General features: G+C 61.2%; 9 protein-coding genes. 3 read left to right on the top strand and 6 right to left on the bottom strand.

Features of this window, described 5'->3' with window-relative positions; all coding sequences use genetic code 11:
* Positions 1-58 precede the first annotated feature (58 nt).
* On the top strand, positions 59-745 hold the full coding sequence (locus PSV33_RS09260) for a DUF2026 family protein (protein WP_300560849.1): 687 nt from the start codon (positions 59-61) through the stop codon (positions 743-745).
* 24 nt (positions 746-769) lie between these two features.
* On the opposite strand, the gene PSV33_RS09265 is transcribed toward PSV33_RS09260, so the two are convergent.
* Genes PSV33_RS09265 through argA form a run of 3 tightly spaced genes read right to left on the bottom strand, consistent with a single transcriptional unit; the run spans position 770 to position 3,223 of the window.
* Positions 770-1,324: an MltR family transcriptional regulator gene (locus PSV33_RS09265; protein WP_300560851.1), complete on the bottom strand. Its 555-nt coding sequence runs from the start codon at positions 1,322-1,324 to the stop codon at positions 770-772.
* Between the two features lie 46 nt (positions 1,325-1,370).
* Positions 1,371-1,820: a hypothetical protein gene (locus PSV33_RS09270; RefSeq protein ID WP_300560853.1), complete on the bottom strand. Its 450-nt coding sequence runs from the start codon at positions 1,818-1,820 to the stop codon at positions 1,371-1,373.
* Positions 1,821-1,876: 56 nt separating this feature from the next.
* Positions 1,877-3,223: an amino-acid N-acetyltransferase gene (gene argA, locus PSV33_RS09275; protein ID WP_300560856.1), complete on the bottom strand. Its 1,347-nt coding sequence runs from the start codon at positions 3,221-3,223 to the stop codon at positions 1,877-1,879.
* A 185-nt stretch (positions 3,224-3,408) separates the two neighbouring features.
* Here argA and PSV33_RS09280 point away from each other — a divergent pair, with 185 nt between their 5' ends.
* Together PSV33_RS09280 and hrpA are read left to right on the top strand one after the other, a co-directional pair.
* Positions 3,409-4,728 (top strand): GGDEF domain-containing protein, encoded by a 1,320-nt coding sequence (locus PSV33_RS09280; RefSeq protein WP_300560858.1) that lies wholly within the window; start codon positions 3,409-3,411, stop codon positions 4,726-4,728.
* Positions 4,729-4,800: 72 nt separating this feature from the next.
* Positions 4,801-8,805 (top strand): ATP-dependent RNA helicase HrpA, encoded by a 4,005-nt coding sequence (hrpA, locus tag PSV33_RS09285; RefSeq protein WP_300560861.1) that lies wholly within the window; start codon positions 4,801-4,803, stop codon positions 8,803-8,805.
* A 173-nt stretch (positions 8,806-8,978) separates the two neighbouring features.
* Here hrpA and PSV33_RS09290 read toward each other — a convergent pair whose 3' ends face one another.
* From PSV33_RS09290 to PSV33_RS09300, 3 genes are all read right to left on the bottom strand, one after another.
* Positions 8,979-9,137 (bottom strand): DUF3309 family protein, encoded by a 159-nt coding sequence (locus PSV33_RS09290; protein WP_300560863.1) that lies wholly within the window; start codon positions 9,135-9,137, stop codon positions 8,979-8,981.
* Between the two features lie 803 nt (positions 9,138-9,940).
* Positions 9,941-11,125 carry a pyridoxal phosphate-dependent aminotransferase gene (locus PSV33_RS09295; RefSeq protein WP_300560865.1) on the bottom strand — a complete coding sequence of 395 codons (1,185 nt, stop codon included), beginning with the start codon at positions 11,123-11,125 and terminating at the stop codon, positions 9,941-9,943.
* 30 nt (positions 11,126-11,155) lie between these two features.
* On the bottom strand, positions 11,156-12,100 hold the full coding sequence (locus PSV33_RS09300) for a CysB family HTH-type transcriptional regulator (RefSeq protein ID WP_300560867.1): 945 nt from the start codon (positions 12,098-12,100) through the stop codon (positions 11,156-11,158).
* Between the last annotated feature and the right edge of the window lie 35 nt (positions 12,101-12,135).

Consider the following 12,135-nt stretch of genomic DNA (forward strand, 5'->3'; position numbering starts at 1 on the left):
TGAAACCTCCTCTAATCGGAGGTTTTTGTTGCGTCGATCGCCTTGCATACTTCTAAGCATGACTATTAAGAACAAGAAACCTCCGCTGACATTCAATCAATACCAGCGTTTGCACAATGTCATCCAGAGTCTTGCGCTGAACTGGAAAAATGATGTCGGTCGCTCGTGTGTATTTTTCAGCATTACGGGTGCAGCCCTAATGCACCAGCATTACTCAAAGAATGCGAAAGTTATCTGCGGCAGTGGGGCGGTGATGCTTGATGCGAAAAGCGATACCGTGCTCTCTTGGTTCACGCTAACCGAAGATGGAATGTTAACGACTGGCCCGGACGCGTTTCATGCATGGATCGAGTGTGATGGGTGGTTGATCGATCTCATGGCTCCGAACTATCTTGAAGCTTCGATCGGCGCAAGGCGTACCTCAATCGGGATCGATCCGGCAGCAGCTCCACCCGCGGCCGTTCCTCCGAGAAAAATGTTTCAAAAGCCTGTGGACAAAACTACAGGGTCGATTGATGACATGAGAAAAACGGGCGACTGTGTGTTTGTGCCTGATCGAGATGTGACGGCCGGAATCATCGACAGGGCATTCGAAGGCACCGTATTGATGGATGTTCTTAATATTGCAGCGCAATGGCATCGTCCCCTGCCCAACACCATGGTACCGTCCATCACAATCACTGATGATTTAGGTAAGCTGACCACGATCAACATTATCAAACGCGACTTGGCAGGCGCTTGGTAGCACCCAAGTGGCGCTTGGCTCCCGCTATAAGGTCGAGCGAGACGGTTTTTTGATCTCGCGATGCCTTATTCCCAACGCGTCTACTAACAAGCGCTGGCTGACAAAAACAGCTGTCATGACAAAACGCGTTCTTGTATCTGCAATCTGCTCAGGAGAAAACATCGGATGATCATCTTCACGGTCCCAGCGCAACAGGCTCGCCGCGTATGTCAGCCCTTTACAAACTTCAACAACTTCAGGTTTAGAAAAATCTAACGTGAGATGGTAGTGAGCAAATTGGTTTCTAACTTTTGCCAGAATCTGAAGATCTTGATAAATGGGCTTTGAAATTAGCCCGAGCAAATAACTGACGTCAGCGCGAGAAGAAAAGTTACCGAGAGCCCCTGACGTCGGACTAAGAACCTTAGACGAGACGGAACTCTCAATAAAAAATCTTTCGAGCATCGAACCGAGACAAGCATCAATATAAGCTGACGCGACTAGAACTACAGAGGAATCAGGTTCATCGTTTAGCACCCGATAAAAAGCATCAGTATCGGCAGATAAACTTTCAGCAGGAAGTACGGCACGCTTCGACATACTCACCCATCGTAGAAGCCATCTGCAATCGGTCGCGGTGAAGCATTTATGTTGTATAGAAGCTCCACAGTGACCGCACAAAGGCAAAGAGCAAAACAAGGACACCGGCAAGACCACTCACAACGGAGAAGAAAAATACAACGCTCCATACACGTGCATAAACGATGTATTGATCGCGGGCGGCAAGTTTGTGAGCCTCAATCAACGCAGCGAACTGATCCGGGTTCTTGACGGCCTTTACCAAGCCCAATAGCTGCCGCGATTGGAAATAGCCTTGGTAAACCTCCCAAAAAACAAAGGCAGCTAGCGACACCGAAACGAGAATTGCAGACCAAAAAATTTCTGGCTTGGTCAATTCTGGCTTTAGAAACGACCAAATGGCAAAGAAGCCAGCGTACCCTGCAACCAATATCAAATTGGTGTACGCCCGAGCTTGTCCATAGGCGTGAGATATAAGCTCTTTTTGAGCTTCCAGCTTTTCCTTGTCGATATTCATCGCCACAAGTGTAGGCTTGGCGCCGCCCAATGTCATCCCTAAAAGCCCGCGCCCGCCTACAGTTTCTTGACCAGCACCTGGCTCTTGCGGTTGACGTTGTACTTGCGCTTGCGCGCTTCCGGCAGCCAGTCCGGATCGACCTGCACAAAGCCGCGCTTGATGAACCAGTGCATGGTGCGGGTGGTCAGCACAAAAATGCTGTCCAGGCCCATCAGCCGGGCGCGCTGCTCGATGCGTTTGAGGATGCGTTCGCCGTCGCCCTGGCTCTGGCTGTGCGGCGACACCGTGAGCGCCGCCATCTCGGCGGTTTTGGCCTCGGGGTAGGGATACAGCGCGGCGCAGCCGAAGATGACGCCGTCGTGTTCGATCACGGTGTAGTGGTCGGCGTCGCGTTCGATCTCGGTGCGGTCGCGTTTGACCAGTGTGCCGTCTTTTTCAAACGGCTCGATCAGTTGCAGGATGCCGCCCACGTCGTCGGCGGTGGCTTCGCGCAGGCTCTCGAGTTTTTCGTCGATCACCATGGTGCCTATGCCGTCGTGCACGTAGATTTCCAGCAGCAGCGCGCCGTCCACCGCGAAGGGCAGGATGTGGCTGCGCTCGACACCGGCCTTGCAGGCCTTGGCGCAGTGCTGCAGGTAAAACGCGGTGTCCGTGGGCTGGGTCGCGTTGGGCAGCTGGGCCAGCAGTTTTTCGGCGGTGGCAAGCGGCAGCTCGGTGTCGATCGGGTTGTCTTCGCTTTCCGGCTCGCCGGGGTGGATGCGGATGCCGGGGATTTCTGTCACGAAGATCAACTTGTCGGCCTGCAGCTCAATCGCCACGCTCGTGGCCACTTCCTCCATGGTCAGGTTGAAGGCTTCGCCGGTCGGTGAAAAACCGAAGGGCGAGAGCAGCACCATGGCGCCGAACTCCAGCGTGCGCAGGATGCCCTTGGTGTCCACCTTGCGCACCAGGCCCGAGTGCTTGAAGTCCACCCCGTCGACAATGCCGACCGGCCGGGCGGTGATGAAGTTGCCCGAGATCACGCGCACCGTGGAGCCGGCCATCGGTGTGTTGGGCAGGCCCTGGCTGAAGGCGGCCTCGATTTCATAACGCAGCTGACCGGCAGCTTCCTGGGCACAATCCAGCGCCACTGAATCGGTGATGCGCATGCCGTGGGAATACTTGGCCTCGTGGCCCTTGGCGGCCAACTGCTCGTTGACCTGCGGCCGGAAGCCGTGCACCAGCACGATTTTCACGCCCATGCTTTGAATCAGCGCCAGGTCCTGGGCCAGGTGCTGGAGCTTGCCGGCGGCAATGGCTTCGCCAGCAATGCCAACCACAAAGGTCTTGCCGCGGTGCAGGTGGATGTAGGGCGCCACCGAACGGAACCAGGGCACAAAGGTGAAATTGAAGACGGCGGACATGGGCGCGCTTTCGGGGTCGGGAAAGGTGAAAAACAGCTTGCTGGAACGGAAAAACCGGACAAAAGACCCGGCGCTCCGGCCAATGGCAGTGAGTGTAAGGGACGCGGCGGCGCGGCGGGAGGCCTCGCCGGGCTGCGGTTTCTACGCGGTGGCGGCGACGGTTTGGCCGGATAATGCGGCCATTCATGGACAAACTCGCGTTTGGCTTCTGGGGCGTTTATTTCGGCACGGCGACCCTGATGCTGGCGGGTTCGGCGCTGGCGTTCTCCCGTTCGCTGCATCGCATTTCGCTCAACGCCGGCCTCTCGGCCACCGCCTCGGGTTTTTTTGTGATCGCCTTTCTGGGCGGCCTGCCGATTGAGAATGAAAACACGCTGGCGCGGGCTCTGGCACACATTGCGATGCTGGTCTCGGGCTTTCTGGCTTACCTGCTGTTTTCCATTCTGGGCCTGCTGCGTGGCAGGAAGGGGCGGCTGCAGACCCGGCTGGCGCTGACGGTACTCGTGCTGGGCGTGATGGCGGCGGGCTGGCTGCTGCCGCCAGTTCCGTCCCTCGCGCTGGGTCTCGGGTTCGCCTGGACTCTGGGCGTGGTGGCGCTGGCCGTGTCGCTGCGCAGCGCCTACCGCGGGGACCGGCTGGCGTGGACGGCCGTACTTGGGGTGTTTTTCATGCTGGTGGCCATGCTGGGCCTGGGCTGGATTGCGCTGGGGCGCGGGCAGGAAGCCTGGCCGGTGCATGCGGTCAGCGCCCTCGCTGGAACCGCCTACCTCGTGACCATGGCCGCAGCGCTCTGGACGCGTTACTCCTACCTGATCGAGCTGCACCAGGTCATGGCCATGGGGCCCAGTTATGACCCGGTGACCCGCATGCGTTCACACACCGAAACCGGGCAGATGGTTGGAAATATTTTCCGGCGCGGCAGGGAAGATCTGACCGGGTGGGACACCGCGGGCACGGCTGATGCAGGCGAGGCGGGCGATGTCGTGGCAGCAGCGGACAATGCGCCGCCGACGCCCCGACGGTCGGGCACGGTCGTGGGCGTGATGGTGGTGAGCATAGGCAACCTCTACGCGCTGGAGCGCCTGCACGGCATGGCAGCGGTCAACCACGCGCTGTTTGTCTGCGCCGGGCGTTTGCGCCGCGCGGTGCCGGCCTATGTCGAGATGGGCCGTTTTTCGGCTGACGGCTTTGTGCTGCTTCTGCGTGACTGCAAGGACAGCGGCCAGCTGATCCGGCTGGCGCACGAGGTGGAAGTGCGCCTGTCCAAATCGGTGGTGCTCAACACCAGCCTCGACGCGGCGCGCCGCGAAAGCGAGCAGACGCGCTGGCGGGCCGAAATTGGCGTCGGCGTGTTGCTGGTGTCCGACCCGGCGGCCAAGGCTTCGAGTGTGCTGGCTTCCTGCAAGGCCATGTCGCGCACCGCCATGTCCTATGCCAGCCGGGTCGCCTGGCTGGACCAGACCAGTGGCGAGGCCGTCGAGCTGCCGGTGCTGGAAGCCGCCTGAGGCAGTTACGGGGACCTGTTGCCGGCCGGCTGCCCGCCAGCACCGATAATCAGTGGTTTTGAGTCTCATCCCTTGTCCTCGCCCCCCTTGTCCGTGCCCTTGCAGATCGACTTCCCCGAGTCCTTGCCCGTCTCGGGCAAACGCGAGGAAATCACCGCCGCCATTCAGGCCCACCAGGTCGTCATTGTCTGCGGTGAAACCGGCTCCGGCAAAACCACGCAGTTGCCCAAGATTGCGCTGGCGATGGGCCGCGGCAAGCTCAACTACCCGGCCGGCCAGGGCCGGCTGATTGGCCACACGCAACCGCGCCGCATTGCGGCTTCCAGCGTTGCCAAGCGCATTGCCGAAGAACTCAAGACCCCGCTGGGCGACGTGGTCGGCTACAAGGTGCGTTTCCAGGACCGGCTGAGCCGCGATGCTTCGGTCAAACTGATGACCGACGGCATCTTGCTGGCCGAGACGCAGACCGATCCGCTGCTGAAGGCCTACGACACCATCATCATTGACGAGGCGCATGAGCGCAGCCTGAACATCGACTTTCTGCTGGGTTATCTGCGCCAGCTGCTGCCGCGCCGGCCCGATCTGAAAGTGGTGATCACTTCGGCGACGATTGATGCGCAGCGTTTTGCGGACTATTTCGCCTCCAGTAAAGGACCGGCACCGGTCATCATGGTGTCGGGGCGTATGTTTCCAGTGGAGCAGCGCTACCGCCCGTATGAAGAATCGCGCGACTATGACCTCAACGATGCGATTGCTGACGGCGTGGACGAACTCTGGCGCAACCCGCACAGTGCCGGCGACATCCTGATCTTCTTGCCCGGTGAGCGCGAAATCCGTGAGGCCGCTGACCACCTGCGCAAACACCTGGCGCACCAGCCGCTGTTTCGCAATGCCGAGGTGCTGCCGTTGTTTGCGCGTTTGAGCCAGGCCGAGCAGGACCGCATTTTTGATGGCCACACCGGCCGGCGCATCGTGCTGGCCACCAACGTGGCCGAGACCTCGCTGACGGTGCCGGGCATCCGGTACGTGATTGATGCCGGCACGGCACGCGTCAAGCGCTACAGCTTTCGCAACAAGGTCGAGCAACTGTTGGTTGAGCCGGTGTCACAGGCGGCGGCCAACCAGCGCGCCGGTCGCTGTGGCCGCGTCGCCGACGGCATCTGCATCCGCCTGTACGACGAGCAGGACTTTCTGGGCCGGCCGCGTTTTACCGACCCGGAAATCCTGCGCAGCTCGCTGGCCGCGGTGATTTTGCGCATGAAGGCGCTGCACCTGGGCACGATTGAAAGTTTTGCCTTCATCGAGCCGCCGCAGGGCCGGGCGATTGCCGACGGCTACCAGCTGCTGGCCGAGCTCGGCGCGGTGGACGACGACAACGAACTCACGCCGGTGGGCCGCAACCTGGCCCGGCTGCCGCTGGACCCTCGCGTGGGCCGCATGATCCTGGAAGCCAAAGAGCGGCAGGCGCTGGACGAGGTGCTGGTGATTGCCAGCGCGCTCAGTGTGCAGGACGTGCGCGACCGGCCCATGGACAAGCAGGCCCAGGCCGACCAGGCGCATGCGAAGTTCGACGATGAGAAAAGCGAATTTTCAGGCTACCTGAAGCTCTGGAAATGGCTGGGCGATGCGCGCGGCGGGAGCTCCTCACACGGGGACATTCAAGCAGTGGGGGGCAGAGCCCGATCTACCGAGCCATCCGCTGGCGCGGACGCCTCCGGTAATCGGGGTCTGACCCACCATTCACACAAATTGTCCAACCGCCAGTACGAAAACCTCTTGCGAGAGAACTACGTCAACATCCGCCGCGTGCGCGAGTGGCGCGACATCCACTCGCAGCTGCATGCGGTGGTGGGCGAGCAGAAATGGGTGCTCAACGACAAGCCGGCCAGTTATGAGCAGCTGCACCTGTCCATGCTCTGCGGTCTGCTCGGCAACCTCGGCATCAAGAACGAGGAAGACGACTGGTACCTGGGCGCGCGCGGCATCAAGTTCTACCGACATCCGGGCGCCAAGCTCAGCAAGAAGCCGGGGCGCTGGATCGTGGCCGCCGAGCTGGTGGAAACCACGCGCCTGTTCGGCCGCGGCATCGCCAACATCGAGCCGCAGTGGGTCGAGCAGGTGGCCGGCCACCTTTTAAAGAAACAGTTGCTGGACCCGCACTGGGAGAAAAAGGCCGCGCAGGTCACCGCGCTGGAGCGCGCCACGCTCTATGGCCTGGTGATCTACAACGGCCGGCGCGTCAACTTCGGCCGGGTCGACCCGGTGACGGCGCGCGAGATTTTCATTCGCGAAGCGCTGGTCGCTGGCAACTGGGACACCAAGCTGCCGTTTCTTCAGGCCAACCTGAAGCTGATTGAGCAGGTGCAGGACCTGGAGCACAAGGCACGGCGCCAGGACGTGCTGGTGGACGAAGAGCTGATCTACGCCTTCTACGACCAGCAGTTGCCGGCCGACATCTGCACCGGTGCCGGCTGCGAGCACTGGTACAAGGACGAGGTCAGAAAGCAGCCCCAGTTGCTGCTGCTGAGCCGCGAGGAGCTGATGCGCCATGAGGCCGCCGGCATCACCACGCAGGCTTTTCCCAAGACGCTGCGTCTGGGCGGCGTCGATTGCATTGCGACCTACCTGCATGAGCCGGGCGACGCCAGGGACGGCGTCACCGTCGATGTGCCGCTGTTTGCGCTGAACCAGGTCAACGAGGAACGCTGCGAGTGGCTGGTGCCCGGCATGCTCAAGGACAAGATCCAGGCCCTGATCAAGACCCTGCACCAGCGGCCGCGTTCGCGCCTGGTGCCGCTGCCCGACACCGCGGCGCGCATGGCGGCCGAACTGCTGCAACCGGAAAAATTCGGCGCCGGTTCGCTGACGGACGCGGTGCTCAAGCTGGTGCGGGATACGACCTCGCTCGACATCAAGCGCGGCGACATGAAAATCGACATGCTGGCGCCACATCTGTTCATGAACTTCCGTGTGGTCGACGAACACGGCCGCCAGCTCGGGTCCGGCCGCAACCTCGGTGCGCTCAAGGGCGAGCTCGGTTCGCAGGCACGCGGCGCCTTCCAGGCACTGGCCGGGTTGAAGACACGCCCGGCGCCGCAGGAACGCCAGGATTCGGAGCAAAATCGGCCTCCAGCCCAGCAGGGGCGGGCGCAAGCAGCTCCTGAAAGCATAGCAAGCGTGAAGGTGCAGCCCGCCCGCACGCCGGAGCGGTACACCGGCTGGAGTTTTGGCGAGCTGCCCGAACTGATGGAGATCAGCAAGGGCAAACAGACGCTGATTGGTTTTCCGGCGCTGATCGACCTCGGCGATGCGGTGACCATCGAGGTCTTCGACGAGCCCGACGTGGCCGCGGCCAAACACCGCGCCGGTTTGCGGCGCCTGTTTTCGCTGCAGATCAAGGATGCCCTGAAGTACCTGGAAAAAAATCTGCCTGACCTGCAGAAAATGGCCACCAGCTACATGCTGGTCGGCCGCGCGGCCGACAACTCGGGCGGCGGTACGCTCGAAGAGCTGCGTGAGCAGATCATCGAGGTGGCGCTGGACCGTGCCTTTTTGCTGGAGCCGCTGCCGACCAACGAGGCCGACTTCAAAAAACGCATTGACGACGGGCGCGGGCGCCTGACCTTGATTGCCAGCGAAGTCGCGCGGCTGGCGGCCGGCATCCTGGTCGAGTTTGCTGCGGCGCAGCGCAAGATCAAGGACACCAAAAACGCCGCGGAAGCGGCCGCGGATGCAGCGCAGCAGCTGCAGCGCCTGGTGCCCAAACGTTTCCTGACGCTTACACCGTACACGCAGCTGCAGCACTTCCCGCGTTACCTCAAGGCCATCACGCTGCGGCTGGAGAAGTGGCGCGCCGACCCGGCCCGTGATGCGGCGCGGCTCGCCGAGCTGCGGCCGCAGGAGCAGCGCTACTGGCGCCTGGTGGCCGAGCGCAAGGGCGCGACGGACGCGCGCCTGCAGGAGCTGCGCTGGCTGCTCGAAGAGTTGCGCGTGAGTTTTTTTGCACAGGAACTGCGCACACCGCAACCGGTCAGCATCAAGCGGATTGAAAAAGCCTGGCTTCAACTGGTGGGTTGAAGCCAGGCTTTTCAGCGCAGGCTGACAATTGCCCGCAGGGCTTGTCATGCCGTAGCTACAAAGCCTGGGAACAGACCAACAGCTGAGACCGTTTCACGGGGGCGTCGCGCGTGGCGCAAAAAAAAGGACCCTGACTTGCGGCAGGATCCTTTTTTGTTCGAGGTACTGGTGTTCTAGATACGGCCCATCAGCAGCAACACGATCAGGATGATGACAATCAGTCCCAAACCACCGCTGGGACCGTAACCCCAGCTTTTGCTGTGGCCCCAGGTGGGCAGTGCGCCGACCAGAATCAGGATGAGGACGATGAGCAGAATCAGTGAAATCGACATGGAGAACTCCTTGTTATGTATGCATTGATTCTTGCCTGTTGTTGAGCTGGATCAAGCAGGAAGGTGCGCTGACCTGCCGTCAGGGAGTTCCTACAGTTTGGGGGGCATTCGCAATGCCTCTGCTTCTTTTGTTTGCTGTGATTTGCCAGCAAGCCGGGGGTTGCCCGGCGGCAAGTAACTTTCTTTTGTCTCGCCAAAAGAAAGTCACCAAAGAAAAGGCGACCCTGCTGTCTGCGACCCCCTTCGCTGACGCTACGGGGGCAACCTGCGGTGCTCGGTCCAGCCGGGGCCGGGCTCGAACTCGCTACGCTCAGACAATCGCCCGTCCTGATCCGGCTGGACCTGCGCTCCTCGGCGCAGCCAGAAGGGGGTGGAAGCGGGTTCGGGTACGGAATCGGACTCTGGCAAGGACGCGCAAAGCGCGTCCTTGCCTCCTCGCATCCGCGTTGGTATTCGTTTCCTCCACCCGTCGGGCTGGGCCGAGGAGCGCAGGCAAAAGCGGATCAGGGCTCGCGATTGTCTGAGGCGAAGCCGAGTTCGAGCGAGACCCCGCTTTTGCCGAGCACCGCAGGCTGCCCGTAGCGAAGCGGAGGGACCCAGACCATCGGGTCGCCTTTCTTTTCCTTAGGTTTCTTTGGCGAAGCAAAGAAAAGTAAGTCGCCCGCCGGGGCGAGACCCGGCTTGCCCGAAGCCCCACCAACGATCAGGCTGGCGCAGACTTCGACAAGTCAAGCTGGATTTGAAAAAAATCGGCCTCCAGCCCTCATACACTGTGCGCCAAAAGCTATCAATGTGATAGCAGCTTACAGCTTGGCCAACCGCTCCAGCGCACTGTTGAGCGTTTCGTCCTTCTTCGCAAAACAGAAGCGCACGACGCGCTGGTCGAAGCCGTTGCCGTAAAACGCGGACAGCGGAATTGCGGCAACGCCGATCTCGGTGGTGAGCCACTTGCAGAAATCGGCTTCGCCAAGATCACTGACTTGCGAGATGTCCACGCACTGGAAATAGGTGCCTTCGCTGGGCAGCAGCTTGAAGCGGGTTTTTGCCAGACCGTCGCGGAACAGGTCGCGCTTGCGCTGGTAAAACGCGGGCAGGTCGAGGTAGGCACGCGCATCCTGCATGTAAGTTGCCAGGCCGTATTGCATGGGCGTGTTGACGGTAAATACATTGAACTGGTGCACCTTGCGGAACTCGGCTGTCAGTGACGCGGGCGCCGCCACATAACCGACCTTCCAGCCGGTCACATGGTAGGTTTTGCCGAAGCTGCTGACGATGAAAGCACGCGCGGCCAGGCCGGGGAAACGCGCGGCGCTTTCATGTGCTCGGCCCTGTACGGCGTCGAAGACCATGTGTTCATACACCTCGTCGCTGATCAGCAGCACGTCGGTGGGTGCCAGGATCTCCTGCAGGCGCAGCATGTCCTCGCGGGTCCAGACGGTGGCGCTGGGGTTGTGCGGCGAGTTGATGATGATCGCGCGCGTTTTGGGCGTGAGGGCGGCGCAGATTTTGTCGAAGTCGGGGCGGAAGGTGCCGGGTGTCAGGGGCACACGCACGGGAATGCCGCCGGCCAGCTCGATGTTGGGCACGTAGCTGTCGTAACACGGTTCGAGCACGATGACTTCATCGCCGGGGTGGACCACGGCCAGTACTGCGGTGATGATGGCCTGCGTGGCGCCGGCCGTCACGGTGATCTCGGTGTTCGGGTTGTAGCTGCGGCCGTGCAACTGCTGCAGCTTGGCGGCGATCGCCTCGCGCAGCACCGGCACGCCGGGCATGGGCGGGTACTGGTTCAGGCCGCGGCTCATGGCATCGTTGACGGCGCCGACCAGTTTCGGGTCGCAGTCAAAGTCCGGAAAGCCCTGGCCGAGGTTGACCGCATTTTTTTCGAGGGCCAGCGCCGACATCACCGTGAAGATGGTGGTGCCCACGGCGGGCAGTTTGGTCTCGAGCTTGGGGGTGCGTTCGCTGGGAAAAGGCATGGTCGTCATGGGGAGGGTGGAGTGCTGGATGAAAGATCTTCAGAGTTCGAAGTCGCCGTGCCGGCTGCTCATGGCCCGGGTGATCTGGGCGCGGTCGAGCTTGTCATTGAGCAGTTCGGCAAACTTGTAGACAAAGTTGCGCAGGTAGGCGCTGCGCTTGAAGGCGACACGCGCCACGTTCACGCCGAACAAGTGGCCGACCGGCAGGGCGACCAGGTCGGTGTTGGTGCCATCGTCCTTGAGCGCCATCTCGGCCACAATGCCGACGCCCAGGCCCAGGCGTACATAGGTCTTGATCACGTCGGAGTCGATCGCTTCGAGCGCAATGCGCGGATGCAGGTGTTTGGCGGCAAAAGCCTGGTCGACCTTGGTGCGGCCGGTAAACGAGGGGTGGTAGGTGATCAGCGGTTGCTCGGCCAGGTCTTCCAGCGTGATGTTGTCCTGTCTGGCCAGAGGGTGGTCCAGCGGCAGCACCAGCATGTGCTGCCACTCGTAACACGGCAGCGTGACCAGCTCTTCATACTGCGCCAGCGACTCGGTGGCAATGCCGATCTCGGCCACCTCGTCAATCAGCATGCGCGCCACCTGGTCGGGCGAGCCCTGGTGCAGACTGACATTGACCTTGGGAAAGGCTTCGCGAAGCCTGGCCACCGGCTGCGGCAGAACATAACGGGCCTGGGTGTGCGTGGTCGCGATGGACAGGGTGCCGCTGTCCTGGGCGGAGAACTGCTCGCCGATACGCCGCAGGTTGCCGACCTCGCGCATGATGATGTCTATGCTTTTGAGAACGTGTTCGCCCGGCTCGGTCACACGCTTGAGGCGTTTGCCATGTCGTGCAAAAATTTCCACGCCCAGTTCTTCCTCCAGCTCGATGATGGCCTTGGACACCCCCGGCTGCGAGGTGTGCAGGATGCGTGCGGTTTCGGTAAGGTTGAGGTTGCGCCGGACGGCTTCCTGGACAAAGCGAAATTGATGAAGGTTCATATCCGATTCTTGCTAATTATTCGCTTTATTATGCC

It is taken from the genome of Polaromonas sp. (genome assembly GCF_029945895.1).
Taxonomy (GTDB): domain Bacteria; phylum Pseudomonadota; class Gammaproteobacteria; order Burkholderiales; family Burkholderiaceae_C; genus Polaromonas.

Coding starts and splice junctions, on each gene's coding strand:
- PSV33_RS09260 (WP_300560849.1), top strand. CDS start 59: ATGACTATTAAGAACAAGAAACCTCCGCTGACATTCAATCAATACCAG.
- PSV33_RS09265 (WP_300560851.1), bottom strand. CDS start 1,324: ATGTCGAAGCGTGCCGTACTTCCTGCTGAAAGTTTATCTGCCGATACT.
- PSV33_RS09270 (WP_300560853.1), bottom strand. CDS start 1,820: ATGAATATCGACAAGGAAAAGCTGGAAGCTCAAAAAGAGCTTATATCT.
- argA (WP_300560856.1), bottom strand. CDS start 3,223: ATGTCCGCCGTCTTCAATTTCACCTTTGTGCCCTGGTTCCGTTCGGTG.
- PSV33_RS09280 (WP_300560858.1), top strand. CDS start 3,409: ATGGACAAACTCGCGTTTGGCTTCTGGGGCGTTTATTTCGGCACGGCG.
- PSV33_RS09290 (WP_300560863.1), bottom strand. CDS start 9,137: ATGTCGATTTCACTGATTCTGCTCATCGTCCTCATCCTGATTCTGGTC.
- PSV33_RS09295 (WP_300560865.1), bottom strand. CDS start 11,125: ATGACGACCATGCCTTTTCCCAGCGAACGCACCCCCAAGCTCGAGACC.
- PSV33_RS09300 (WP_300560867.1), bottom strand. CDS start 12,100: ATGAACCTTCATCAATTTCGCTTTGTCCAGGAAGCCGTCCGGCGCAAC.